Here is a 26,723-nt window from a genome sequence, read left to right on the forward strand (position 1 = left end):
GTCATACATAGCCAACATTATGCTATTCTTAATAAAAGGAACCGTATAATTTCAGCACATCGGAAAGGTGATTCATATGAAAAACATACTTTTGATCGCTACCGGGGGCACCATTGCTTCATTGCCGGGAGAAGAAGGGCTTGCTCCCGGAGCAACCGATGAGGATCTGCTCGGCCATTTGCCGGATCAAAAGGAGAGTGTCCAGGTTCATAGCGTGAACTTGATGAATGTGGACAGTACGAATATGCAGCCGGAATCATGGGTGGAGATTGCCCGGACCGTTTATAACCATTACGACCGGTACGATGGTTTTGTCGTTACCCATGGAACGGATACGTTAGCCTATACCTCGGCGGCGCTTTCTTTTATGCTGCAAAATCTCGCCAAGCCGGTTGTTATTACCGGTTCGATGATCCCGATAGGTTTTACAGAAACCGATGCGACGAGAAACTTGACCGATGCGGTCCGGTTTGCTTGTGAAACTATTGGCGGGGTTTATGTCGTGTTTGACGGGAAGGTCATTCGCGGAACCCGGGCGGTAAAAGTAAAATCGACGAGCTGTGACGCCTTCAGGAGCATTAACGCTCCCTATGTCGCCCGTTTGGAAGGATTGGACGTTCATTATTTCGAACATGTACCGGCAACGGAGAGCGGTCCGCTGACATTGGATACCGCTTTAAGCACGGATGTGTTTGTACTGAAGCTTTTTCCGGGAATCGCGCCGGACATCTTTGATTATCTCAAACAGTCCTGCCGGGGGGTCATCATCGAAGGCTTTGGAAACGGCGGCATACCGTGTGAAAAACGAAATCTGCTTCCAAAGATCGATGAGCTGATCGAGGCCGGCGTTGCCGTGGTCATCACCACGCAATGTTTGGAGGAAGGGATCGATTTGCAGCGGTACGAGGTAGGACGGAAGCTCTCCAAGAAACGGATAATTTCTTCCCATGATATGACTACGGAAGCGATTGTCGCCAAGCTGATGTGGGCGCTGGGCAAGACCGGCAACCTGGATGACGTCAAGCAATTGATGGAGACTTGAGAAGCAAAAAAGGAAGGGAGGGCTTAGGTTGGAGCTGACTTATTTGCAAACGTTTCGGGAAGTCATCAAGTGGGGAAGCTTTACGCGTGCGGCGGAACAATTGGGCTACGCTCAATCCAGCGTTACAACGCAGATTCAGAAATTAGAAGAGTCCTACGGTGCGGTTCTTTTCGAGCGGTTTGGCAGAAAAATGAAACTGACCCTGGCCGGAGAGGCGCTCGAGCGGTATGCGAACGAAATCATCAGGCTGCATACGGAATCAAAGGAAGTCGTATCGAAGCAATCCAAGGGATCGCTTACGATCGGAACGATCGAAACGTTGGCTGCGTTCTTTCTTCCGCCCTTCCTGCAATCTTTTCGCAGAGACTACCCGGAGATGAACGTGATCTTCCAGCCGGCAAACGAACCGGCGATTCTCGAATCGGTCAAGGACGGATCTCTCGATATCGGCTTCATTCTTGATCAAACGACGGAAGACCCCGAGCTTCACTGCATCGTCCTGAGAGAAGAGCCGCTTGTCATTGTGGCTAACCCCGATCACCGAATTCGTCATCTGAGCCGGGTGCAGGTGGAAGATCTTGAGGACGAATCGTTAATTGCAACGGAAGAAGGCTGCACCTACCGGGCCATGCTGCTGAAAGCGCTGAAAGCAGGCGGCGTGAACTATCATTTATCTTACGAGTTCGGAAATATGGAAGCGATCAAACAATGCGTCATCTATGGCTTGGGAATTGCTTTGCTGCCTCGCATTGTCGTTGCCGAGGAAATTAGCAAGGGGCAATTGGCTGCCGTTCCGTTCGTTCATCCGGAGTGCAAATTTTACACCCAACTCGTGTATTCGAAAAAGAAGTGGCTCTCGAAGGCTTTTGTTGATTTCAAGGAACTCATCTGCGGCTCAATTCATCAAAATAATTGAAGTATGCGATCGAATTCTATAGATAACTTCGATGAAGGAAGCTGTGTTACAGTTTTCTCAGGACAGCTGATAGCTGTTACATCATTCCTTCCGGAGGGATCTGACATGGAACAACAAAGCTATTTCTCGCTCGTACTGGAAACGCCAGCCGCATCGGCGGAGCATACGCACCGGCATTACATGAACAAGCTTGCTGTTGAAACGGATGTTGCGGACGTGAAACTCGACATGGAGCGCGGCGTCGATGATTTTCTGCTCATTGATGTGCGGTCTGAAAAGGATTATGCGGAATGCCATATTGCAGGCGCCGCCAGCTTGCCTTATCGTCAAATCAACATGGACACGACCGCTTCCTTTTCGAAAGAGCAGCTCATTGTCGTTTATTGCTGGGGGCCTGCATGCAACTCCGGTACGAAAGGAGCCGCACGTCTATCAGCACTTGGCTTTCAAGTAAAAGAAATGCTCGGGGGAATCGAATACTGGAGGAAAGAAGGAGGCCAGGTGGAAGGGCATCTTGGTGAAAAGGCCCCTTTAATCGGCTGACAAGCCGCCGATTTCTCCATTGAACGGTTGGATGTTGGATAGATGACTTCTGGATTAATAGGGAGTCATCTTTTTTCATGCTCTCCAGACTACGTAAAAGCGTAAGAATTCGACTTGGTTTAACAAAACAAGAAACCTGTTTACAAAATAATGCATCCAACATACAATTACAACATAAATAGTGTAATATTACCTGACTTAATATGTCATCGATAAGTTGTATTTAAAATAAACGCGGAAACGGAGGTTCGAGAGAAAGGTCGGCAGCTTATAGTCATTGATACAGAGGTTACATAAGAGGATTCTTTAATAATATTTGTTAAGGAGCGTCTACGATGAAAAAAACGAAAATCTTGATGTACGTCCTCGCAATGGTACTAACTCTCTCTCTTGCAGCATGCGGCAGCAAACAAAATGCGGAATCGGAATCGACAGGCGCAAGCGGCGGCGATTCGCAAAAAGAATATCTTGTCGGTACGGATGCCAGCTATGCCCCGTTTGAATCGATGACAGCAGACAATCAGTTTGTCGGATTTGACATGGAAATTGTCCAAGCGATCGCAGATAAAGGCGGCTTCAAAATAAAACTTATCAACACGCCTTGGGAAGGGATTTTTGCCACACTCAACAGCGGCGACCGCGATATCATAATTTCGGCCGTTACCATTACGGAAGAGCGTTTAAAGGAATATGATTTTTCGGATCCGTATTTTGATGCGAAACAATCGATTGCGGTTCCCAAAACGTCTTCCGTCCAGAAATTCGACGATTTGAAAGATAAAGTCGTCGGCGTTCAGACCGGTACGACGGGAGATGAAGTCGTGACGAAGCTGCTCGGCGCAGACAGCGGCAATATTAAACGGTTGGAAACGACCCCTCTAGCTTTGAAAGAGCTGGAAAATGGAGGCGTCGATGCGGTGGTCGCGGATAACGGCGTCGTCAACAACTATGTGAAAAACAACTCGGATAAAGGGTTTAAGACGGTCGACGATGCTTCATTTGCCAAAGAATCTTATGGTTTGGTGACGAAAAAGGGAAATAAGGAATTACTGGACAAAATCAATGCGGGTTTGAAGGCAATTAAAGAAGACGGAACGTATGATACCATCTATCAAAAATATTTCGGTGAGTGATTTATCTGCAGCCATCCAGGGACATATCAATCGGGCCGTTTGCATGCATATTTTACCGGATGAAAGCAGGTTAACCTATGGGATTTAGATGGGACATTGTCCAGGATTATTTGCCCATGTTTTTACAAGGCGCGCTGATGACTCTGCAAGTAACCGTCATTTCGGTCCTGCTCGGGACGATACTCGGACTCTTTACGGCTATTGTGCGCTTGACGAGGTCCAGTCACGATATATTCAAGTATGTGGTGTTGGTCGTATTCAGGGTTCCCGCTCTTATTTATATTACCGTTTTTCGGGGGACGCCGTTATTTGTGCAAATATTGATCGTCCATTTCGGACTCATGCCTCTATTGATTCATCCGGAGAATGGACTATTAATTGCAGGAGAATTGGCGAGACAAATCAAGCTCGCCGATCCCGACAGCATCCTTTCCGGAACGTTTCTTTCAGGTACCGTCGCACTAACGTTGAACTCCGGCGCGTATATTGCGGAAATTTTCCGGGCCGGCATTCAATCGATCGACAAAGGGCAAACGGAAGCGGCCCGCTCTTTGGGCTTATCTTATAGCAAAACGATGCGCTTTATTATCGTTCCTCAAGCATTCCGCAGAATGCTGCCGGCGCTCGGGAATGAAACGATTGCGTTATTGAAAGATTCCTCGTTAGTCTCGGCCATCGGTCTTGCGGAATTAGCTTATGCCGCCCGTACGGCATTCGGAGCGACATCCCGCGTTTGGGAACCGTATCTTGCCATTTCCGTGCTGTACTTGATTCTGACGCTTGGCCTCTCGCTCGTTGTATTCTGGCTTGAACGAAGATACGGCAAAGGCGATTAACATTCAAGCCTTATAACCTGGAATTCAAAATTACGATCAGAGCCTTAATCCGGGCAGACTACCGGATTAAGGCTCTAAAACTGCGTCCGGCTGGTTAATGCTTGCCGGTAGCTTGGCTATGCACGGGTGACCCCGATTGCGGACGGCTCGCCTTCGTCAGCCCGAGCGAGCTGCTGAGCAGGCGGTCGACGATCCGGTCGGGGAAGCGGCTTAGCAGGACGACCAGGCGCGCGCCTCTTCCGACCGCATATCTCGTGCGCGGCCGATTCGCAGTAAGGGCGTGCACGATCGCGTCCACCACCACATCCGTCTTCGAGACGGGCTGCTTGGCAAACGAGGCGTTGACGGTGGAGATCGCCTGATCGTACAGCTTTCGTTTGTCGGCTTGTACCCGGTCCAGAGACAGCTTGGCGGTGACGGCCGCTTTGTTGAAAATATTGGTGCCGATTGCGGCTGGCTCGATGATCGACACTTGGATGTTCCAGGGCTGAAGCTCGACGCGCAGCGCATCCGTGACGGCTTCCAGGGCGTGCTTCGAGGCGGACAGCGCTCCGATGAAAGGCATTGCCGTTTTGCCGGTTACCGCGCCGATATTGACGATCCGGCCGCTTTGCTTGCGCAGCAGCGGCAGAAATGCTTGCGTGACGGCAATTTGCCCGAAGACGTTAATGTCGAATTGCTGTTTGATTTCCTCAATGGACAGCAGCTCAAGCGGTCCTTGGACAATCGTCCCGGCATTATTGACCAGACCGCTCAGCCCTCTCGGGCCAAGCGCCTCGGTTACCGTCTTGGCGGCGGACTGCACGGAAACTGGATCGGTAATATCAATCTGGACCGGCACGACATTTTTGCCGATACTTGCAAGCTTTTTGCTGTACGAGGGATCGCGGAAGCCCGCAAAAACCCGGTAATCCATGCCGGCTAAACGCCGGACGGCTTCGAACCCGATGCCGCCGGAAGCCCCGGTAATGAATACCGCGCCTCCTTTCTCATTCTGTGCCATTATAACCACTCTCCTCTATCGGCAGAGTCTCCATCACTGTTGACTGGCAGCAGGGCAAATCATCTTCATCGCGTCTCATATCCAAGCTCCTTTTCTCGCTATTTCCGTTCTGGAACCATCTTAACGGTAATATCCTTTCAGCGGGGAGTACGGCAATTATCGTAGAGGAACTGGTAGCAGGAGGATCAATTGTGGGATAATAAATACCAGATTAGGAAAGGAGAGTGAAGGAAGATGGCTTCTTCGGCCAAACATAAAGAGATGGGAGACTTTCTCAAGACGAGGCGGCTCCGGCTGTCTCCGCAGGATGCGGGACTGCGGGCGGATTCGTCCCATCGCCGGATTCCCGGTCTGAGGCGGGAGGAAGTCGCAGCGCTGTCGGGCGTTTCGCTGGCCTGGTATACCTATATGGAACAGGGCCGTCCGATTCGCGTATCGGAACAGGTATTGGAAAGCTTGGCGCGCACATTGAAGCTGGACAAAGACGAGCGCACTTATTTGTATCAGCTGGCCGGCCATTGGCTGCCGGAAGATGCCCGTCCGGTTTCCGCGGCAGAACAGCAAGTATCTCCGGCGCTTCAGCTCATTCTCGATGGAATGGACCATTTTCCCGCCTATATCGTCGGCAGACGATGGAATGTCGTCGCGTGGAACCGGATGGCTGCGGAAGTCTTCGGATTTCAGCCGGCGGAGGATGAAATGGAGCTTAATCTGGTCTGGCGTATGTTCACGAGGAAAGAATACCGCGAGATGTTTGTCGGATGGCCAGCGATCGCACAGTCACTGCTTGCTCAGTTCAGGGGATATTACGGCATCTATTCCGACGATCCCTGGTACCGCGAGCTGGTAGAGCGTTTGACCGCGACAAGCGAAGAATTTGCCGCATGGTGGCCGGAGCATAACGTGAATGGAATCTCGGAAGGGTATAAGCGGATGATACACCCCGTGCTCGGTCATTTGAGCTTCGATTTCAACAGCTTTATCGTTTCCGAAGATCCTTATATGACGATGACGGTATTTACCCCCCGCCCGAACAAGTGAACGTGCAAGGGGCAGCAGCTCGCTTGAACTCTCTTGCAAAGATGGCTTCATTCATGCTAAGATTTGTTTGAACAACCAACCAAACAAAATAAAAAGTTACAGTGAGCAGGGAAATGTGAGCAAAGAAAAGTTTGATTCAGGAGGTTGGAGTTACGGAACACGATAAGCAGGACAAACAAGATAAACAGGAGAGGATCATCAACGCCGCCTACCAGGTGCTGGCGGAGAAGGGGTACGATGAAGCCTCCACGAAAGAGATTGCCCGCGTCGCAGGCGTGGCGCAAGGGTTGATCAGCTACTATTTTTCCAGCAAAGATTTGTTGTTCGCGGAAGTTTTCCGTCGTGAATCGCAAAGATACTGCGAATCTTTGTCGTTCCTCCGCAGTCATGGTGAACAGCCGATGACCGTCGATACGATCAAATCGGCTTTAAGCGTGCCGAAATCAAGAGCCGAGGACAATCCGTCCTGGATCAAGCTCCGTTACGAATTGTTCGCATTGGGACTGCGGAATCCGGCCGTCTCCGGCAGCATCAAAGATACGCTTGCGAGTAAGCGCGCACACCTTTCGGAGCTGATCGAGTCGGTCGGCAAGCTTCCGGAGGAGCACGCGCGCAAGCTGGCGCCGATCTTGCTGTCCGTCTTCGACGGTCTTGGCCTGCAGAAGCTATGCGACGAGGACTTCGATTACGACGGGGCTTACGATACGCTTGCCGTAATGATCGGCGCTTATTTGAAGACGGTCCGGCAGTAGAGATCGGAGATCGGAGATTGGAGATTCGCGGATTAGAGAGAAAGCTTCGCCAAATTTTTTTGATTACTATTGTTTGAACAACCAAACAATATATTTGTTTGAACAATCAAACAATAATATGAGGAGGAAAAGTATGGGGAAGACAACGGGACCGGCCAAGCAAGCGAGGATGCAAGCTAAGGTGAACGCACAAACGGATCCGCCGGCAAGGAAGACGCTGCTGCGGTCAGTCGGCAGCTTTGTGGTAAGAGCAAGGTGGCTCGTGATCATTTTGGGCGTCGCCCTCTTCCTTGCCTCGGCCGTCATCGGCGCCGGGACGGTCGGGAAGCTTTCGCTAAGCAGATGGGAAGTGCCCGGCTCCGAATCGTACCTGGCAGGACAAAGCCTGGAGCAGAAGTTCGGCTCCGGCAGCCCGAATCTGGCGCTGCTTGTGACCGCGAAGAACGGTTCGATCGATAGTCCAGACATGCGGGAAGCAGGACTCGCGCTGACCGAGGAGCTGGCTTCCGAGAAAGCCGTTCAAGAAGCGTACTCGTATTGGTCGCACGGAGGCACGCAGACGCTTCGCAGCGAAGACGGGACACAGGCGCTTGTACTGGCGCATTTGAAGGGAACCGTAACGGAAGCCAGAACTGCGCTTGCCGAATTGTCCCCGCGGCTGGCAAGAGAGAACGATATGCTCAGAGTGGAAGTCGGCGGTCAGGATGAAATATTCAGGCAGGCCGCAGAGCTCGCGCGTCAAGATTTCGTACGTGCGGAAATGATCATTTTGCCCGGCGTATTCATCCTGCTGCTGCTTGTTTATCGCAGGTTCCGGGCGACGGCGCTCACGATCGGCGTAGGGCTGTTTTCCATGGTCGGCGCGCTCGCCGGGCTCGGCGCGATCGTCGCTTTTACGGAGGTGTCCACCTTCGCGCTCAATTTGACGCTTGTGATGGGACTTGGTCTCGGCATCGATTACACGCTGTTCATGATCGCCCGGTTCAGGGAGGAGCTGGCTTCGGGTAAAAACGCCCATGATTCGGCCGTACGCACGGTGGAAACTGCCGGGCGGACCGTTATTTTCAGCGGCGTCACCGTTGCGGCTTCCTGTGCGGTATTGTTCGTGTTCCCGTTTCCGTTTTTGCAGTCGTTCGCCTACACAGGCGTGCTGGTCGTTCTGAGCGGCATTGTCGGTTCCGTCCTGATTCTGCCGGCATTCTTTGCCGTACTCGGCAGCCGGCTCGCGCGGCGAACTAAGGCCGGCTCGGCACCCCGCACCTCTTCCGATGTTCGAACCGGCTGGTGGTACAGAAGCGCGAAGACGATCATGCGCCGTCCCGCGCTGTACGGCGGCGCCGCCATCATCGTGCTGATGCTGCTCGGCTCTCCGGTCCTCGGTCTGCAGTTTGGGCTTCCCGATCACCGCGTGCTGCCCGCCGACACGTCAAGCCGCCTTGTGGAAGACCAGAAGCTCGCCGGCTTCCCGGCAGAGGAAACGGATGCGATTCAGGTCGTTGCTTCGTCTGTCGAAGACGCTGCATCCCAAATCGATGATATCGCCGCTTATTCCGGGCAGCTGTCGCTCATTCCGGGTATCATTCAAGTCGACTCCCTTGCCGGTTCCTTCTCCCAAGGAAATTTGATTACGCCGCCCAATGAGATGCATGACCGCTTTGCCGCCTCTGAAGGCGGAACATATCTGACGGTCATTCCATACGCCGCAAGCCTTAATGCCGATGCTCCCAAGCTGGTAGGCGAAATAAGGGCATCTGACGCGCCTTTTGATGTCATGGTCGGCGGATATCCGGCGGACTTGACCGATTTTCGCGAAAAGCTGCTTGAGCGAATTCCGGTTGCGCTGGCGCTTGTGCTGGTGATTACATTTGTGATCCTCTTTCTCATGAGCGGCAGCATTTTGCTTCCGATAAAAGCGACTTTGCTCAATTTTCTAAGTCTTACCATCATGTTCGGTGCGCTTGTCTGGGTGTTCCAGGACGGAAATTTATCCGGATTGCTGCAGTTTACGCCGGCGGGATCAATCGAACCGAGCATTCCGATTCTGATGTTCTGCATTGCCTACGGTCTGTCGATGGATTATGAGGTGTTCATCCTGTCGCGCATCAAGGAGGAGTACGACCGCACCGGCGATTTGACGGAGTCGGTTGCGAGCGGGATCCAGAAGAGCGGTTCGCTCGTCACGATCGCCGCTGCCATTCTGGCCTTTACGTTCGCCGCCTACTCGACGGGAGAAGTCGTATTCCTGAAAATGCTCGGTGTCGGGATGACGCTTGCGGTACTCGTTGATGCGACGTTGATCCGCTCCGTGCTCGTGCCCGCCTTCATGAAGCTTGCCGGCAGGGCGAATTGGTGGGCACCGCCCGCGATGCGCCGTTTATATGAACGTTTCGGCATTTCGGAAGGCGAGCCGGTAACGGCAGCTGACAAAGTGGACGGAACGAAACCGAAAGCGATTGTGAACTGAAAGCCGCCCGGCTAACAGGAATGCATAACAACCCCTGTACGATGCAGAAAGCCTGCGTTTACAGGGGTTTCTTTGCAGAGAGTTGACGGGAGAAAGCCGATCGGTTAAATTTACATGCCAGAACTAAAAACGAATACGAGTCAATCTGCTGTGTTGACTGCATAACGAATTGGTTGTATTCTAGATTAGAATGAACGTTCAAATTAATGATAAGAAAGGAGGAGCCGAATGTTTGAGAAATACAACAAGGTACAGCGAGCCGTCTTGGAAACGACACTTAACATCATTATTCGGAAGGAATTACAGGCCACCTCGATGGCGCTAATCGCAAAGGAATCAGGAGTATCGACGGGAAGCATTTATCACTATTTTAAAAGTAAAGAAGATATTGTAAACGAGTTGTACAAAGCAATTGTCACGTTTAACGGAGAGTATGTGCGTGAAGGATTATTGCAAGGCAGAACGATGCGTGAAAAGTTCGAGTTGGGTTGGAACCGGGTTATCGACTTGGGTAAAAAATATCCGCAGGGCTTTCAATTTATTGAGCAGTATTCGTTCTCGCCTTACATTTACGACGAGGTGAAGCAGGCTGTCTATACAGGCGGTTGGTGCGAGCCTATGAACAAGTTATATGAAGAAGCAATTCAGCAGAAGTTGTTTATCCCTCTGAATCCGAAAATGATGGTGCAGATGCATTACGGGACTTTTGTTTACATATTGAAAGCCCATCTGCACGGTATCTTCGAATTAACCGACGACAGCGTGCACGAAGCAATCCGTTCCTGCTGGAATGCCGTACGTCTAGTGGATAATGCAGTGATGGAACGATAGGCTCGCTCGAACAAGCCTTTTCTTTATTATCGTTAGAACGAACGTTCAATTTAATTCCAGGTAGATGAGATACGATGAACATATGACTGGAATTTGATAGGAATAGAATGAACATTCGTTTTAATTCATCATACAATCTGTGTTGATGAAGGAGTGGCGCGAATAAACCTTTGTCATCAGATTAGGGACACTTAAATCGAAAATACAACTATCTGGAGGTTTTGAAAATGAAAAACAAGGTAGCCTTAGTGACAGGTGCAACAAGTGGTATAGGTAAATCGACTGCAGTGATATTAGCATCTAAGGGAGCTAAGGTTGTCATCGCTGCCCGCCGTGAAGAGAAGGGACAACAGGTTGTTGAAGAAATACGCGCTCTGGGTGGAGAAGCAGTTTTCCTGAAGATGGATGTTGCGAGTGAAGAAAGTATTCGCGATGGCATTCAGTGGATCGTTGATCAATATGGAAGGTTGGATTTAGCTGTAAATAGCGCAGGAATAAGTAAAACACCTGCTCCTTTGGTTGATACCGATACAAAGGATCTCCAAGATGCGTTTCAAACGAATGTTATAGGCTTATTTGCCTGCATGAAATACGAAGTACAACAAATGCTGAAAACAGGAGGCGGAGCCATTGTGAATGTTTCCTCCATTGCTGGAATTAGACCTACCAATCTTTCTAATGCTTATAGTGCATCGAAATTCGCTGTTGAGGCTTTAACTAAAGTAGCTGCCAAAGAAATGGCGAGTCAGAATATCCGAATTAATTCCATCGCACCTGGCCCAACCAAATCGGAAATTACTGAAGGACTTGGCGATACAATGATTGAAAAATTTTCGCAAATGATTCCAATGAAAAGAATCGCTGAATCGGAAGAAATTGCAAAAGGAATTGTCTTCCTTCTCTCAGAAGAAGCAAGCTTCACAACCGGCACAACATTAGTTATGGACGGCGGCTTTATTATTTAAGCTGATTTAAGACTTTTTTGCTTGACCTTTTGACGAAAAACGTTCAACCTGAAGTTAGCTTTAACTTTAATTGAAGGTTGGGGATTGTTATGTATTCCGTGAGTCAAATTTCACAAATGAGCGGGTTACCTGCATCTACGCTAAGATTCTACGAAAAGGAAGGAATTATCCCAAACATAAATCGCAATACGAGCGGAAGAAGGCAATATTCAGATGAAGATTTATTATTGCTGGAATTAGTGATTTGTTTGAAAGATACCGGAATGATGATTGAAGAAATTAAACAATATACCCATCTAATCGTTCAAGGAAATGAAACAATAGGGCAAAGAAGAGGGATTTTACAGGCACATAAAAAAAATGTTGAACAACAAATGATGCAGATGAAAAAGTATGTGGAACAATTAAATCAAAAAATTGCCGTTTATGATGGATTAGTTTTAACTGAAAAAAATCTTGATAAACTCAAAAATTTAAGTTTTTAATGCCTTGACTTAAACCTAACTTCAAGTTGTATCGTATAAGTACAACTTGAAGGATACTTTTCCTTGAGTTGTGCCATACTCGCACAAGACTTGAGAAAATGGAAGGTGAAGGACTGATGTTCACGATGATGACCGTGATCCGGAAGAAACCGGAGATTACAACCGAAGATTTTCGGCGCTTCATGGAGTTTGACTACGGGCCGACCTATGTCGGGCTTCCCGAGACGAGGGAGTACATCCAGCACTACCTATCGGACGTTATGACCGATGGAGCAGAGCTTCCAATCGACGCGATCGTCAAGATCAGCTTCGATTCTAAGGAAGAGATGATGAAGGCTTTACAGGCCGACAGCTACAAGAAGGCTGCCAAGATGCGCGAAGAGTTCATGAGAGAAACCTCGGTAGGTATTCACTCCGCAGTCGTCGACAAGACGCTGAGACTGGTCTAGGTAAAGTTCCGCCTTAGTCGATCGTTTTCGAGACAGGGCAACGCGCACGATCCGCGAGGAACGTAGCAGCGGCAGTCTAGGACTTTGTTCTCGTCTTAGTCCGCCGCTGTTGCTGTTGACGGATCAGTCTATCCTGAAAATATCGCTCCGTAATGTACACCTAAAAAAGGCAGCAAAAAAGTGACCCTCCGGCAAACAAAAAATGCCCAGGGGCATTAGCAACGTATGGTCTGAATAACGATCAGGATGCTGCCGTATTCACAGTAATTGATACACCTAATGACTCCAGTTTCTTTATGGAATGCTTGATGATCACGTCCCGTTTTCGTTCCTCGTAGTAGTTTGGACCGAGCTCGATGTAGGATTGTTTCCGCTTAAGGATATAGTAAACCATAGACAATATACTGTGTGCTACTGCGACCGTCGCTCGATTGGCTCCTCGGCGTGCGGCAATCCGGTGATACTGACTGGATAAATACGTCTCTTTTGTTCTAGCCGCAGCCTTTGCGGCTTCTACAAGCGTACTTCGGAGCTTCTTGTTTCCTTTTCGCGTCTTTCCGGACAATCGTTTTCCAGCGCTTTCGTTCTGACCCGGACACAGCCCTGCCCAAGAACATAAATGGGCCGCGGAAGGATACTGATCCATATTGGAGCCAATTTCGGCTAGAATGGTCTCCGCTGTTCTTCGTGCCACACCTGGGATTGTGTCGAGCAGTTCCAGGTCTTCCTCAAAAGGGAGCATGCGCTTTTTAATTTCCTCATCCAACCTGCGAATCTCTTCGTCCAAATAATCGACGTGACGGAGCTGAGCTCCGAGCATCAGTTTTTGATGAGGTCCCATTAAGCCGTTCAAAGCTCGCTTCAAGTCCGCTTTTTTGCTTCTCAGCTTCCGTTTTGCCAGATCAGATAAAGCCTCAGGATTGGTTTCACCAGCAATCATCGCTTCAATCATGGCGCGTCCTGATTTCCCGAGCACACTGCTGGCAACCGAGGAAAGCTTTATGTTTGCACCTTCCAGCACTTTTTGAATGCGGCTGACTTCTCGGGCGCGTTCCTCAATGAGACTACGACGATACCGGATCAATTCTCTCAGCTCGCGTTGCTCGCGGTTAGGGATAAAACTACCTTTCAATAGTCCGTGACGGAGCAGTCCTGCAATCCATTCCGCATCTTTAACGTCGGTTTTACGGCCCGGAACATTCTTGATGTGCTGGGCGTTCACAACAAGTGCTTCAATCTCCTCAAGCTCCAACAGATTGTATATCGGTTTCCAGTATGGTCCTGTGCTTTCCATAGCAGCATGAGTGCATTTCTTGGTCTTGAGCCAATCCACGAGCAAGATCAAATCGTCGGTCATGGTGCCAAACGTACGGATTTCTTTACCTCCAGGTGTGATGGTGCAGGCAACGATGTTCTTTTTATGAACGTCAAGTCCGCACACATGACTGTAAACGACGTCCATTCGTAAACTCTCCTTACGGCAGCAAGATTGAAGGGGCTGGTGCAACAACCACATATGGTTATTCTATCCTGCGTGCTTCCAAATTCGGAGCAACAATCTGTGGTGCACCTGGTCGTTAGGGTCAGTCTAAAACTCGGGCTCGAAGCACCATTGACTGCCGACCTGCCTTCGCCAGCCGTAAGTAAATTATATCGCATGCCTACCATTTTCATCATCTGATGGTGCCGCTTTAGCGGCATGGGCGTCTAAAACTTTATTGAACACCAATATATTTTCATATCGAATGAGTTTAGACTTACCTGCCAATTGAGCAACTCAACTATAAAACATTGATTTGGACCGCGCCCTGCGCGGTTCTTTCTTTTTTAGGATACAAGTTCTTGGGTCAGATGAACTTAAAATGATGGTAAACCACGCTTAGTCATAACTCCGACGTGTTTCATGAATATAATATAAATATTTACTTTCGCATTATAGTATGTTATATTTCTTCCTAACGCCGGCGTTAGCATTTTTTAAAGGAGGAAATCACTTATGAGCAGCACGATGATGGCATGGCAGATCAAAGGATTTGGCAGCGGACTAGAACTCAAGGAAGTTCCGAAGCCGGAAGTACGTCCGGGAAGTGTGCTGGTCCGAATCGAAGCTTCGTCGCTGATGTCGTATCTGAAAGAATATGTCGAAGGCAAGCTCCCGACCTACTTGCCGCCGAAAGGCTGGTTCACTCCCGGAGGGAACGGCTTCGGGGTCATCGAGGCCGTCGGTCCCGACGTGTGGCATTTGAAGCCTGGGCAGCGTGTCATTCTATCCTCACATCTGGTCTCGGGCGAGAATGTGCCCGAAAAAGGGCAAATTTTGATAGGCGTCACCCATTTCGGCGGCATAGGCGAACAAATGCAAGCCGACTGGGCCGACGGCACCCTTGCCGAATATGCGCTGTTCCCGGTCATGGCGGTCACCCCTGTGGAAGGATTGGACCATATGGCTCCGGAGCAGTTCGCCGTCTTCAGCCGCTGCGTCGTACCATACGGCGGACTCGTGCGAGGCCGATTGGCGGCGGGTGAAACGGTCGTCATCACCGGCGCGACCGGGGCTTACGGAACGGCGGCAGTACTCGTGGCGCTGGCCATGGGAGCGGGCAAAGTGGTCGCAGCCGGTCGCAACAAAACGTCGCTCGAGATGCTGGCGCAAGCTGCCGGCAGCCGGGTTGCAGCCGTGGCGCTGAGCGGCGAAGTCCTGAAGGACAGCGAGGCCTTGCGCGAAGCGGCGGGGGGCGGTGCCGACATGGCCTTCGATATGATCGGCCAGGCCGGAGATCCGAACGCGACGCTGGCGGCTCTCGGGAGCCTGCGGCAGCGCGGCCGGCTCGTGCTGATGGGCAGCATGACCTCGCCTTTGCCTGTGAACTACATGCTAATGATGTTCAACAGCCTGGAGATCATCGGCCACTTCATGTATGACGCCGACGCCCATCTCAAACTGCTGAATTTGCTGAGAAGCGGTCAGCTTGACATGAGCCCGATCGCCGCGAGAGTATTCCCGCTCAAGGATTTGCCGGAAGCGATGGAAGCCGCCGCGGCGGCAAGCAATCTCGAATGCGTCGTTATACGCCACGATATGTAATTTATTGGAGAGGATGAATGTTATGCTCGTGACGGACCGAATACTTCGCCTTTATACCGACAAAGAGAAATTCGACAGCACGATCGCCTTCTACGAGATAATTCAAGGCACTGCCTGCGAGATGCGCTTCGATATTGCCGAACGAGACATTAAGGGCGCCAAAATCGGCGGCGTTATTATTTTGTCCGGCGACAAGGAAGCACTGGACCCGGTTCGCGAAATAGAGGCGATCTTTTACGTCGATTCCCTCGACGAATTCGAGCCGTGGCTGAAGGAGAACGGGGCGGAAATTGTGCACGGCCCGCACTCGAACGCGTTCGGCAAAAACATGATGGTTCGGAATCCCGACGGACTGATGGTGGAATATTTCGAGGCTAAAACCGACAACTGACCTTAAACGAAGCTTGCCGCGGTGCGCGCCTCTTCGGGTGCGTGCTGCTGGCATTTTGGTCCGGAAGCCTTGCCCCGAAATGAAATGGAAAGAGTGGGAAACATGAATGTCCAACTAGCGGCTTTCAATTCAAACAATCGCCTAAAGATGGCTTCAACCGTCCGGAAAATGACCGTCATTGTCGCCATGGCGGCACTGCTGAATCCCCTTAACTCGACGATGATTACGGTTGCGCTTCTGAAAATCGCTTTCTATTATCAGATTTCGATCACGCAAACGTCCTGGCTTATTTTAGGTTATTTCCTGATGACGGCCATCGGCCAGCCGGTTATGGGCAAGCTTGCCGATCTGTACGGGCCTCGCCGCATTTTCAGCGCCGGGCTCGTTTTCGTTGCCTTGTTCAGCCTGCTTTCCGTTTGGGCGCCGTCGTTCGGGTGGCTGGTAGCCCTGCGCATTTTGCAGTCGTTCAGCAATACGGCGTTATTTCCGGCAGGGATGGCAATGCTTCAGGCTTCTGCGGCCGCAGCCGGGACGAATAACGGGAAAATTCCCGTTTCGGCTACAGGGATGATCTCCTTCACGAACAACATTACGGCGGCCCTCGGTCCGGTCATCGGCGGTTTTCTCGTCTATTTCATCGATTGGAGATCCATTTTCTGGATTAACGTGCCGATTGTGATGCTGATTATGACTTTATTCCGCCTTTGGATTCCCCGAGAACAATCCTCGGCCGCCGCTGACCGGAGCGTGGTGTCCTGGCGGAGCCAGCTTGATATTCCGGGCATTCTGCTTTTTAGCAGCACGCTTTTCGGGCTCATGTACTTTCTGCAGTCCATGAAGAACGGCCCGCTTTGGTGGATGCTTATTGCTGCCGCGTCTCTGTTAGTCGTGCTCGTCGGCTACGAATTGCGCAGGGAGAACCCGTTTATCAATGTGAGGCTTCTGAAGTCAGATTTGAAACTATTGATGGTGTATGTGCAGTACGTAGGGACAAGTTTTGTGTATTACTGCATCCTCTATGGGTTGCCTTTATGGCTGCAGCAGCTGTGTGGATATTCGGCGAAGGATTCGGGGCTAATTCTGCTGCCGCTGCTGGTATCCGGAATCGTAGCGACGCAGGTGGCGGTCCCCATCATTTCCCGCTACACGTACAGAAGATCGATCGTTGTCGGGTACATGTTTCTGGTCCTTGGTACGGCGCTGCTGCTGCTCGTAACATCGGATACCGGCTTAATATGGCTGCTGGCCGTTCTCGCTATACTTGGCATCCCGAACGGCCTTGCCAATGTTGGCTGGCAGACGGCTCTGTTCACGCTTGCCAAACCGGGGGAGACAGGCGCGGCGTCCGGGCTGTTTCTAACCTTCCGTTCTTTGGGGAGCATTTTGGCAACGAACCTGATCGGCGCCGTCTTCAGCGGCAAGGCGACGACGGGTAGTCTGCATGAAATCGCCGCCGTCATTTTTGCCGTAAGTCTCGTCATGGCCGCGGTGAGCTTCAGCCGCAAGCTTGTTTGACAGCTTAATTCGTCATTGTCGCTATTCAGTCCGTTGACACGATCAGGGAATACAGCTCTTTGTCGCTTTGGAGCAGGGGAGCGAGCTTATGACCGATATAATAGTGATACAATTCCCGAGCCTTCGGCATTTTCCAATCGTCCGGCAGCAACTCTTTCGGCAAGAATGGGTCTTCTAGCAAAATTTCACCGAACGCCTCTCCGGCTTCCAAAATGAGCAGCAGGACATCCCACGGCATAGCCCCCGCGCTGTTCTCCATAAAAGCCGACGATTCTTTGATCTTGTCGTTGATCCAGGCGATAAACGAGACGTATTTGTCATTAAGCTCCTGGACGGGCCAAATCCGTTTCGCGTCGATCGCCGTGATCGGGCCGTACCGCAGCTCGCCGATTGCGGTGCGGATCCATGATGCGTCCATGCCGCACTGTGCGGCCAACTCGAGCACGGCGTTCTCGCGATTGAACGGGCAAATGAAGACGCCATCGAACAAGAGTCCGTAACCGATTTGCATCAGCTCGCGGCGGAACGAATTCCGCATGGAACGATGCTGCTCAGGAATGCTGAACATGACGAAGTGCCAGCGCCCGTCCCACGACATATCCATTCCGGAAAATTTAAGCTGTAGGCTCTCGATGACCCTGGCGCCTGCTTCCGCCAATTTATATTTCCGGTCTTCCGCCGCGATGTAGCCTTTCTTCTTCATGGAAGAGAGCGTATTGCGAATGACCTGCTCGGATTTGCCGCGATCCTTGAAAATCCGAATAAACTCGGAGGTCGAAATTGCTCGCCGATGCAGGAGCATGTACAGGATTTGCTTTTCTAAGGACAGCATGACAGCACCTCGATCCTTATGGCATATGCCCTTCATTATAAAGATTACGGTAAAGGGAAGCAAACCATTTTATAATAAAAATATTTTCCTTCACATCGTTTGAAGTTATATTTTGCGGCGATATCTCGGACGTGCGGCGAAAGTCCCTGTGAGAGAATAAGCTGCGGTCATTTTGAACGAAGAAAGGAGTAACCGGTATGAAGAGCATCTTAAGCTTATATTTTCTGATTGCATTCGCGATCGGTACGGATACGTTTCTGGTGTCGCCGCTGCTCCCGACGCTTCGGCAGCAGTTTCATATCAGCGTCGAAGCATCGGGCTGGATGATCGGGGCGTATGCACTGGGGTACGCCTTGTTCGCTCTTATAGCGGGGCCGCTGTCGGACGGTTTGAACCGGAAAAAGATCATGCTGATCGGCATCCTCGGTTTTGCGGTTTCCACCTTCCTGTGCGGCTTGGCGTGGAACTTTTGGTCGATGTTTGCGTTTCGGGCGCTGGCCGGCATTTTTGCGGCATTTATGTCTCCGCAGGTGTGGGCGACGATCCCGGTTCTAGTTCCCGCCTCGAAGGTGACGAAATCGATGGGCATCGTATCGGCCGGTTTCGCAGTCTCGCAGACGGTCGGCGTGCCGATTGGCAGCTACTTGGCCACATATTCCTGGAAGATGCCGTTTTTTATTATCGGGGGAATCGCTTTAGCGCTGTTCGCGTTGATTTTATGGATCGTCCCTCAATTTAAGCCGGCGGCTGCCGGCAGGCAGCCTTCCATAATGGATCGGTACGCAGAGTTGCTCGGCGCGAACGGGGCGAAAGGGTCCTATCTGGCCTTTTTTGCGATGTTGACGGGCGCTTTCGCCGTATTCACGTTTATCGGCAACTGGCTCTCGGACAAGTTCGGCATGAACGTGTCGGAGATCGGTCAAGTGTTCATATTCATGGGCCTTGGCAACTTGATCGGCAGTTTTGTCGGCGGCCATGCGGCGGCGAGACTCGGCGGGCGAAACGTGCTGCTGGGGGGGATCGGCATGATGGCAATGCTGTACTTGATGCTCAACCTCGCAGCGTCGCCGCTGCTGGTGCATCTGTGCTTCTTCGTCTTGTATCTGGTCTTCGGGACCGTTTTCCCGATCATGATGGCGCTGTTCCAGACTCTATCCTCCACCGCCCGTGGGACAAGCGCAGCGCTAACGAACGTGGTCAACTACGCCGCAACGACAGCCGGGGCCTATATCGCTGGAATTGTGTACGCGCAGTTGAACGGGTTTTTCGGCTTGACGGTCTTCGCGTTACTGTGCTGCGCGGTATCCATTGGGCTGTGGGTCAAAAGCGGAACGGCAGTCGCTATTAAGCGTTCAGTCTAATAGGGAAGTCAGGCGTATGAGCATCTTAGACTCATAAAGGTAAGGATGCTGTCACAGTTGCACTCTGATCCTTGCGACCATGGATACGGATTTTTAAATTAGCGTTAGCCCGGGGGATGTCTCCCCCGGGTTTTTGTTTGGCTGTTAATTTATTGCTCGGCATGTCCAGGAGAAAACTTTTTTCATGCCCCCGACCATCAATGTTAAGGAAACAAATATGGGGAAATATCTGTACGTAAGGAAGCTTGAGAGATCAAGCTTTTTTAGTTTTACTTGATCTTTAATGCAAAACTATTCTATAGTCTGTTTACCGAGCTGCTTTTTTATCCGAAAATAGGGAATGGTACAATAATAGCAGCTTTGGGAATCTTCCCAAGTATACATCTGTCAGTAGAGGTGTGTTTATATGGAATCATACCAATTATTATCCTATCAGATGCGTGATATTAAAAATGCACTCACCGGAGTATTGAATAGGGTGCTTCTTCGATATGACGTTTCTCCCGTAATGATGTTTACACTTGAATTGCTTCTAAAACATCCTGAATATATTGCGATTGATATTGCCTCAGAAGTTGGCGTAACACGGGGAGCTATTACGCAGTTACTAGATAAAATGGAAAAGCAAGGACTTGTTTCTCGCCATCCTCACCCTACAAGCCGCAGAAGCTTGCAGATCCGGGTGACCGATCAAGGACATGCTTTAGCGAATTCAGTCCTCAACGAATATCATGAGCAAATTGCAAAAATGTTCGACGTGTACTCAAATGATGAAATCTCTACCCTTAGTAAACTTTTGAGTAAGCTACCGCTGTAAAGTTTCATCTGCAGTGTGTTGACAATACAGTTGGCATGCATTAATGTTTAGTTATTAAACAGTATAAAAACTAAACAAATGGAGTGATCTCATGAGCAGAGTAATCTGTATTACCGGTGCATCGTCCGGAATCGGGTTGGCAACCGCATTATTATTCGCGGAAGAAGGCTGGACTGTCTATGCTGGAACAAGGAATATTGAAAGAGATCAACAAAAATACATCCACGGAAACCTTAACTTCGTGGATATTGACGTTACCAATCAAGATACCATTGAACGTGCGATCCAAATCATTGATCAGTATCATGGTCGATTGGATTTACTTTTTTGCAATGCGGGCTTCGGATACGTGAAAGCATTGAACCAGACGGAAATCAAAGATGTACAAAAAGTCTTTGATACCAATGTCTACGGCGTCATTCGTACCATCCGGGAGGCATTCCCGTTAATGCGCAAAGCAGGTGGTGGACATATCGTCGTCACCTCAAGTATTAGCGGCTTAGTTGGCCAAGCTCTGAATGAGATATACTGCGCCAGTAAATTTGCTCTTGAGGGTTTAATTGAGAGTTTGGCCACGTATTATAAGCCGTATTTCAATATCGACGTTACGCTTATTGAACCTGGAGCTATCAATACGAATTTTAGTCATACAGTTATGTCCCAAATTGCTGCAAACGGCGGAATTGCTGAGGATGAATTTAAACCGGTATTCGATGCATTTATCTCTACTTTTGGTTCAGTCAACGCCGACCCTCAATCTCCTGAATCCGTGGCTAAAGTCGTGCTTGAATTGACACGTCTGGAGGAAAAGCCTCTGCGTATTCGGACTTCGGATGAAGCTGAACGCTTTGTGAGGTACAAGGTGGAGAACGACCCCAGTGGTTTGAATTGCTTATATGAAACGCGTAACATCCAACTGGGATTGTAAGTAACAAAGGAGACAAGAACATGGGAGAAAAGAACTTCGATCTCTTTGAGCATGAAATGGAAACTGGCAAAAATCTCGCCATCCAAGGGAAGTGGATAGATGCATATCGTCACTTCGAAATCGCCCATGAACTCGGTCATGGCGTTAGAAAACATCATTTAGCCGCACATCGTGCTGCCCTTCAAGCTGCTATAAAGGCAAAGCATCCAGGACGTATCTTCTATCAATTGTTCTTCCTTGGATTTGCAACTCTCACTTCAAGACCGTGAAAATTAAATGACCGATTATGAATGATGGCCGCTTGTAAATCGTGCACTCGATCAGCAACCGGGTCCGTCAGCCTGAGCTGTCCTAGTCGATTAAGCGGCTAATCGACAGCTCTTCTTTTTATGTGCGGCGGAAACCGTGAGACCGCGCACATTGTGACAAAGTCCGCAACACTGCCGAATCTCTGTTTACATATAGCCCGAACGAGTCATGTTCGCCTGAAGCCCGTGTTGTATAATGGCTGAACAGTTATCAACTGGCAGCGACGTTACAGACAGGAGTATAGGTATGAACAACATTTCTTTTTATCAGACGCTGTGGAGATGGCATTTTTACGCCGGGCTTATTTTTGCCCCCTTCATTCTGATTCTTGCCGTTACGGGTTCCGTCTATTTATTTAAACCGCAGCTTGAACAATGGATGTACCATGACGATTACGTTGTCGAGGCGCAAGGCAGCAAACTGCCCGCTTCCAGCCTCATTGCGAAAGTAACGGATGCTTATCCGGAAGCGCAGGTGCGAAAATATCGTCCGGGCGAGGATGCGGAGCGTTCCGCTGAGGTGAAAATAAACCTGAAAGGTGAATCGGTCACCGTATTTGTCAATCCTTACAGCGGGAATATCATCGGTGAACTGAATGATAACGATCGCCTGATCGATAAGTTTGAGGAGTTTCATGGCGAGCTGATGCTGGGCAAGACCGGTGACCGGATTGTCGAGCTTGCCGCCTGCTGGTCGATCATCCTGATCGTGACCGGCATTTATTTGTGGTTTCCGAAGGGCAAAGGAAAACTGGCGGGTGTTGTTTTTCCACGGTTCAAGAGAGGCAGGAAAAACCTGATCCGGGATTTGCACGCCGTCCCTGCTTTTTGGATTTCCGCTGCGATGCTGTTTTTGGTCATCACCGGTTTGCTATGGTCGGGTCTGTGGGGGACTAATGTACAAAATCTCGCCACGAACGCAGGTGTCGGCTATCCGCCGTCGATCTGGGTCGGCAGCGCGCCTTCCAGCACAGTGAAGACCAAAGACATAGCCGACGTCCCGTGGGCGGCTCAAAATCTGGACGTCCCGACGTCCGGTATGCAGGGATATATTCCCGTTTCGATCGATCATATTGTAACGACGGCGGAAAAGCTGAACATTTATCCGACTTACGAGGTCATTTTTCCGAAAAAAGCGGAGGGCGTCTATACGATATCCGTCTTCCCGCCCAAAGCGAAAGACGAAGCTACCGTTCATATCGATCAATATACGGGAGCGGTGTTGGCGGATTACCGGTACATTCATTATGCGCCGATCGGCAAACTGATGGCATGGGGCATTACGGTGCATAAAGGATTGGAATACGGCCTGCCCAACCAAATTGCCGGACTGCTGGTCTGTATTGGTATTGCGGGCATCGCAGCCAGCGGCATGATGCTCTGGTGGAAACGTAAACCAAGCGGTCAGCTCGGTGCGCCTAAAGCGCCGGGATTAAAGAAAATGAAGGTTGTTGCCGTTATCCTTGCCCTGTTCGGATTGTTGTTTCCGTTGGTCGGGGCAACGCTGATCGCCGTGTTAGTGCTGGATTGGCTCGTTATACGAAGAGTTCGGATGTTCAGAACGTTTTTTAACGCATAGTAACTATATAGAGCAAAGAGGGGAATCGCGCGTCGTGAAAAATGGTGGTAAGCTTACAGTTGTCTTGATTTGCATGCTGCTGCTGTCGGCCTGCTCGCCGCCGAGCCCAAATGCGGCTTCAAAATATCAAAAGGAGAATGTGCTCGGCATCGTTATTATCGTGCCCGATCCAATTACTTTGGGCAAACCGCAGCGCTTTATTGCCGTCCTCGAACAAGCAGGCACAAAAGTGGACAATGCCGACGATGTCCGTTTTACGATTTGGGGCAGCGGCGATACCGGACCGCGTGAAACCGTTGCGGCCGCTAACGATGGGAACGGCATATACAGCGTGGAGAAAATGATCGACCGGGAAGGCGTTTATTACGTACAGGTGAATGCGAGCGCAGGCGGTTCCAGCGTCATGCCGACCAAACGATTTATCGCAGGAGACGTAACGCAAGAAGACGGCGCGCCTGACAATCTTCACCAAGCCCCCACCGGCCACGAGCATCATTAAAAATTCGTTATTGCCCGAATTGGGACAGGCTTAATCCGCTTCGAGCCGGATGTTCAATTAAACTCATATCGAAATACCTTGTATTCACATATGAAAAGAGAATATATTAATAGTATGATTTGCTGAAATTCAAACGTCACCTTGGAGGTTTATTGTATGACGCTTTATAAGCTGTATGACGCGCCGAAAGTCATATCGTAGAAACTGGAAAGGTGTGGTAGAAATGACAAACATTCCGGATCGGGTACCGCTGGCTAACCTGCCCACAAAGATTGAAAAGCTGGAGCGTTTATCCGCACAGTTAGGCGGCCCTAGCTTGTTCATTAAACGGGACGATCAAACCGGAACGGAGTTTTCGGGCAATAAGGTTAGAAAGTTAGAATACAGTCTGAAGGAAGCACTGGCAGCTGGCCATGATTACGTAATCACATGCGGAGGCATCCAGTCCAACCACTGCAGATCTACGGCTGCAGCCGCTGCGAAGCTTGGTTTGAAATCTTATCTAGTTCTGCGTGGAAACGAGCCTCAGGAGCCCGACGGCAATTTATTGCTGGATCATCTTCTTGGCGCGCAGATCCGTTACATTACGGCCGAAGAATACAGAGAACGCAGAGCGGAAATCATGGAGAGCGTTAAGGACAAACTGACCGGGCAAGGGTATAAGCCCTATATTATTCCGGAAGGTGCATCCAATGGCATCGGCTCGTTCGGCTACTATACTGCACTGCGTGAGATCGTCGAACAGGAAAAGGAGCTCGGTGTCCACTTTGACGCCATTGTCGTTGCCGTCGGCTCCGGCGGCACTTATGCCGGGCTGCTCCTGGCTTCCAAAACGTTACATTACAAAGCGGACATCATCGGAATTAACGTTTGTGACGACGAGTATTACTTCCGGCATGTAATTGACTCTATTCTTCAGGATAGCGGCCGCTATCTTCAGGAAGATATCGCCTATGCCAAACAAGATTTTCATATTATCGACGGGTATGTTGGGCAAGGCTACGGAATCAGCAGCCCGGAGGTACGCCAGTTTATTTTTGATTTTGCCAAGCTGGAAGGTGTTATTTTGGACCCTGTCTATACCGGCAAAGCGCTGTTCGGATTGGTGGAGGAGATCAAGAAGGGGCGCTTCAATGACCTTCATAATATTCTTTTTATTCATACGGGAGGCTTGTTCGGGCTTTTTCCGCAAAAACACGAATTTATCAATCCGAACTGATCCGCTCAGCTTCTGCGACAGGTGGTTTTATGAAAAACTTTGTACAGACGAAAAGACAGCCGACGACTTGACTGATTGGTTGTCTTTTTTTTGCATGCCTTCTTGACGCAGTAGATGCGATTTCATCGGCATAACCTATTAAAAAAAAATAGTAATTGACAACAATTCTCATTCTCAATAAAATAAGAAACAGGTTGGGAAGAAAAACGGTTTTGAACAAATTCAGAGCAGTCAAATGAGAGGGGAAATTATAGAATGAAAGCTTGGAAAGCAGCTTGCACGATGATCATCTTGGGAAGCGTTATACTGGCGGGTTGCGGACAGGAAAACGAGAAGAACGAAGCGGCGTCTACAGGGACAAACGCAACCGTCGAGTCGAAGGCAAGTGAAACGAAACCTGCCGAGACGAAAGAAACGGCTGGAACGACCGAAACAGCTGAGACCGCAGCTGAAGGAACCGGGGCGTTCGTAAGCGCGGCCAAAGAGCTGGTAAGCGGACTGAAAGCGGATGCCGAAGCCGGAAAAGTCGACTGGGATAAATACAGCGAGCTCTACAATTCGAAATTGAAAGCGGTCGTTCAAGCGCGGGATACCGAGGCTGAAAGCCATGTCGACGAACAACTGGAGGCCGCTGCCGCAGCGGGCAAGGAAGGTTCGCTCAGCCCGGTCGTCGTCTCTCAGCTGTACGATAAGCTTTTGCAGAAAGTGGCATTCTTGACGATGCGTCATGAGTTCAAGGAAGCGAATGAGAAATTTACGGATAAGCCATTTGTGGCGGATGAATTGAAAGAAGCGCGCGAAGTGTACGACGGGATTTTGAAAGGCATGGTTGAAAAGCGCGACACGGCGTATGAAACGCAGCTGGCCGGCATCATAGACAGTGGATTTGCCGAAATGGAGCAGGCGGCTGACAAAGGGGACAACCTCGCTTACAACCTGGGCAAGCAGCTCGTCGACAAATCGCTCATGAAAGCTTTCTATCTCGCTTCCGGGGCGGATAAAGGCTACGGCTATAAAGTGGAGCAAGCCGCCAAACAGCCGGGCGATAACGATCCGAAAGTCGGTCAGGCCGAAGGTTGGGCATTCTTCCAGTCACTGAAAACATATCTCGAAGGGCACGACAAAGAATCGGCGAACTACATTGAAAGCCAATTCGACCTCTCGAACGATGTAAAGAACGTCAAGGGTGATTTGATCAACCAGGCTTACGTTCGGGCGTTTGCAGCGACGGCGAAAGACGAATATACCGAGTCGTTTGAGAACTGGGGCAAGGATAAATCGGTGATCACGGCACTCGAAGGGGCGTTGTTTATCAACGTCATCGAGCGCGATTTGAGCAAAGCGCTCGGCGGGGATGCGAAAGCGAAAGCTCTCACGGACAACGCCCAGAAGCTGCTGGACGAAGTGAAAGCAGGGAACAAGGAGCAGGCCGAAGCGACCTATAAATTGATCGAGGCAGATTTGAACAAGCTGGCCTCGTACGGCAAGTAAGACGAGTTAGAGTACGCGTTAGCTGAAATACAATAGGACCTCCAGTTCCGCTTGGTCAAGCGGAATCGGAGGTCCTTCCTGCTTTGTGCTTGGCGAAAGCCCGTCCGCCTCAACTCCGCCATTGTCGGTATCACTGGCGGTCGTCTCCGCTAATCCCGCGGACGGACCTCTCAAAGCCTGCGAATGTGCAGTTTTTATCGATCAAAATCGTTTGTCGCAAGGGAAAAGCTGCAAATGT

General features: G+C 50.2%; 26 protein-coding genes. 23 read left to right on the plus strand and 3 right to left on the minus strand.

The features are described from left to right. The first annotated feature begins 76 nt into the window (after window positions 1-76). The 5 genes from VN24_RS14415 (at window position 77) to VN24_RS14435 (ending at window position 4,470) form a co-directional block, all read left to right on the plus strand. On the plus strand, window positions 77-1,042 hold the full coding sequence (locus tag VN24_RS14415; RefSeq protein ID WP_045670966.1) for an asparaginase: 966 nt from the start codon (window positions 77-79) through the stop codon (window positions 1,040-1,042). Window positions 1,043-1,070: 28 nt separating this feature from the next. Further along, window positions 1,071-1,958, plus strand: a complete 888-nt coding sequence (locus VN24_RS14420) for a LysR family transcriptional regulator (protein WP_045670967.1) — start codon at window positions 1,071-1,073, stop codon at window positions 1,956-1,958. A gap of 105 nt (window positions 1,959-2,063) precedes the next feature. After that, entirely contained in the window at window positions 2,064-2,501 is a 438-nt protein-coding gene (locus VN24_RS14425) for a rhodanese-like domain-containing protein (protein ID WP_045670968.1), read from the plus strand. Window positions 2,502-2,836: 335 nt separating this feature from the next. Next, complete coding sequence (locus tag VN24_RS14430) at window positions 2,837-3,634, plus strand: basic amino acid ABC transporter substrate-binding protein (RefSeq protein ID WP_045670969.1); 798 nt, start codon at window positions 2,837-2,839, stop codon at window positions 3,632-3,634. 77 nt (window positions 3,635-3,711) lie between these two features. Further along, window positions 3,712-4,470, plus strand: coding sequence for an amino acid ABC transporter permease (locus VN24_RS14435; RefSeq protein ID WP_045670970.1), 759 nt, complete (start codon window positions 3,712-3,714; stop codon window positions 4,468-4,470). A 94-nt stretch (window positions 4,471-4,564) separates the two neighbouring features. On the opposite strand, the gene VN24_RS14440 is transcribed toward VN24_RS14435, so the two are convergent. Then, on the minus strand, window positions 4,565-5,473 hold the full coding sequence (locus VN24_RS14440; protein ID WP_045670971.1) for an SDR family oxidoreductase: 909 nt from the start codon (window positions 5,471-5,473) through the stop codon (window positions 4,565-4,567). Between the two features lie 234 nt (window positions 5,474-5,707). Between VN24_RS14440 and VN24_RS14445 the strand changes: the two genes are divergently transcribed. The 7 genes from VN24_RS14445 (at window position 5,708) to VN24_RS14475 (ending at window position 12,460) form a co-directional block, all read left to right on the plus strand. After that, window positions 5,708-6,514: a helix-turn-helix transcriptional regulator gene (locus VN24_RS14445; protein WP_045670972.1), complete on the plus strand. Its 807-nt coding sequence runs from the start codon at window positions 5,708-5,710 to the stop codon at window positions 6,512-6,514. Window positions 6,515-6,645: 131 nt separating this feature from the next. Beyond that, on the plus strand, window positions 6,646-7,266 hold the full coding sequence (locus VN24_RS14450; RefSeq protein WP_052702966.1) for a TetR/AcrR family transcriptional regulator: 621 nt from the start codon (window positions 6,646-6,648) through the stop codon (window positions 7,264-7,266). 133 nt (window positions 7,267-7,399) lie between these two features. Beyond that, window positions 7,400-9,730 (plus strand): MMPL family transporter, encoded by a 2,331-nt coding sequence (locus VN24_RS14455; RefSeq protein WP_238590692.1) that lies wholly within the window; start codon window positions 7,400-7,402, stop codon window positions 9,728-9,730. A 228-nt stretch (window positions 9,731-9,958) separates the two neighbouring features. Then, window positions 9,959-10,561, plus strand: coding sequence for a TetR/AcrR family transcriptional regulator (locus tag VN24_RS14460; RefSeq protein WP_045670973.1), 603 nt, complete (start codon window positions 9,959-9,961; stop codon window positions 10,559-10,561). Window positions 10,562-10,788: 227 nt separating this feature from the next. Beyond that, on the plus strand, window positions 10,789-11,526 hold the full coding sequence (locus tag VN24_RS14465) for an SDR family NAD(P)-dependent oxidoreductase (protein WP_045670974.1): 738 nt from the start codon (window positions 10,789-10,791) through the stop codon (window positions 11,524-11,526). 89 nt (window positions 11,527-11,615) lie between these two features. Further along, window positions 11,616-12,011, plus strand: a complete 396-nt coding sequence (locus VN24_RS14470; protein WP_045670975.1) for a MerR family transcriptional regulator — start codon at window positions 11,616-11,618, stop codon at window positions 12,009-12,011. A 116-nt stretch (window positions 12,012-12,127) separates the two neighbouring features. Continuing rightward, window positions 12,128-12,460, plus strand: a complete 333-nt coding sequence (locus VN24_RS14475) for an EthD domain-containing protein (RefSeq protein WP_045670976.1) — start codon at window positions 12,128-12,130, stop codon at window positions 12,458-12,460. A 241-nt stretch (window positions 12,461-12,701) separates the two neighbouring features. Here VN24_RS14475 and VN24_RS14480 read toward each other — a convergent pair whose 3' ends face one another. After that, window positions 12,702-13,922 carry an IS110 family RNA-guided transposase gene (locus VN24_RS14480; RefSeq protein ID WP_045670977.1) on the minus strand — a complete coding sequence of 407 codons (1,221 nt, stop codon included), beginning with the start codon at window positions 13,920-13,922 and terminating at the stop codon, window positions 12,702-12,704. A gap of 534 nt (window positions 13,923-14,456) precedes the next feature. On the opposite strand from VN24_RS14480, the gene VN24_RS14485 reads away from it, so the two are divergent. The 3 genes from VN24_RS14485 to VN24_RS14495 all read left to right on the plus strand — a co-directional run bounded on the left by VN24_RS14485 (window position 14,457) and on the right by VN24_RS14495 (window position 17,451). Beyond that, entirely contained in the window at window positions 14,457-15,545 is a 1,089-nt protein-coding gene (locus VN24_RS14485) for a zinc-dependent alcohol dehydrogenase (protein ID WP_202967395.1), read from the plus strand. A 28-nt stretch (window positions 15,546-15,573) separates the two neighbouring features. Beyond that, window positions 15,574-15,936, plus strand: a complete 363-nt coding sequence (locus tag VN24_RS14490; protein WP_148505245.1) for a VOC family protein — start codon at window positions 15,574-15,576, stop codon at window positions 15,934-15,936. A gap of 102 nt (window positions 15,937-16,038) precedes the next feature. Beyond that, on the plus strand, window positions 16,039-17,451 hold the full coding sequence (locus VN24_RS14495; RefSeq protein WP_045670979.1) for an MFS transporter: 1,413 nt from the start codon (window positions 16,039-16,041) through the stop codon (window positions 17,449-17,451). A gap of 25 nt (window positions 17,452-17,476) precedes the next feature. Here VN24_RS14495 and VN24_RS14500 read toward each other — a convergent pair whose 3' ends face one another. Beyond that, a complete protein-coding gene (locus tag VN24_RS14500) occupies window positions 17,477-18,283 on the minus strand; it encodes a PaaX family transcriptional regulator C-terminal domain-containing protein (protein ID WP_045670980.1) in 807 nt (268 codons plus the stop codon). A gap of 197 nt (window positions 18,284-18,480) precedes the next feature. Between VN24_RS14500 and VN24_RS14505 the strand changes: the two genes are divergently transcribed. The 8 genes from VN24_RS14505 to VN24_RS14540 all read left to right on the plus strand — a co-directional run bounded on the left by VN24_RS14505 (window position 18,481) and on the right by VN24_RS14540 (window position 26,485). Then, window positions 18,481-19,644 carry an MFS transporter gene (locus VN24_RS14505; RefSeq protein ID WP_045670981.1) on the plus strand — a complete coding sequence of 388 codons (1,164 nt, stop codon included), beginning with the start codon at window positions 18,481-18,483 and terminating at the stop codon, window positions 19,642-19,644. A 406-nt stretch (window positions 19,645-20,050) separates the two neighbouring features. Further along, window positions 20,051-20,461, plus strand: coding sequence for a MarR family winged helix-turn-helix transcriptional regulator (locus VN24_RS14510; protein ID WP_045670982.1), 411 nt, complete (start codon window positions 20,051-20,053; stop codon window positions 20,459-20,461). Window positions 20,462-20,552: 91 nt separating this feature from the next. Further along, window positions 20,553-21,389, plus strand: a complete 837-nt coding sequence (locus VN24_RS14515) for an SDR family oxidoreductase (RefSeq protein ID WP_045670983.1) — start codon at window positions 20,553-20,555, stop codon at window positions 21,387-21,389. A gap of 20 nt (window positions 21,390-21,409) precedes the next feature. Then, entirely contained in the window at window positions 21,410-21,658 is a 249-nt protein-coding gene (locus tag VN24_RS14520) for a DUF3703 domain-containing protein (RefSeq protein ID WP_045670984.1), read from the plus strand. A 286-nt stretch (window positions 21,659-21,944) separates the two neighbouring features. Further along, the gene (locus VN24_RS14525; RefSeq protein ID WP_148505247.1) at window positions 21,945-23,276 is read left to right on the plus strand and encodes a PepSY-associated TM helix domain-containing protein; all 1,332 of its coding nucleotides are present in this window, start codon (window positions 21,945-21,947) and stop codon (window positions 23,274-23,276) included. A gap of 34 nt (window positions 23,277-23,310) precedes the next feature. Next, window positions 23,311-23,775 (plus strand): FixH family protein, encoded by a 465-nt coding sequence (locus VN24_RS14530; protein ID WP_045670986.1) that lies wholly within the window; start codon window positions 23,311-23,313, stop codon window positions 23,773-23,775. Between the two features lie 223 nt (window positions 23,776-23,998). Beyond that, window positions 23,999-24,994, plus strand: coding sequence for a D-cysteine desulfhydrase family protein (locus tag VN24_RS14535; protein WP_045670987.1), 996 nt, complete (start codon window positions 23,999-24,001; stop codon window positions 24,992-24,994). A gap of 255 nt (window positions 24,995-25,249) precedes the next feature. Next, window positions 25,250-26,485 carry a hypothetical protein gene (locus tag VN24_RS14540; RefSeq protein ID WP_052702967.1) on the plus strand — a complete coding sequence of 412 codons (1,236 nt, stop codon included), beginning with the start codon at window positions 25,250-25,252 and terminating at the stop codon, window positions 26,483-26,485. Window positions 26,486-26,723 lie beyond the last annotated feature (238 nt).

This window comes from Paenibacillus beijingensis (genome assembly GCF_000961095.1).
Lineage (GTDB): Bacteria > Bacillota > Bacilli > Paenibacillales > Paenibacillaceae > Paenibacillus_O > Paenibacillus_O beijingensis.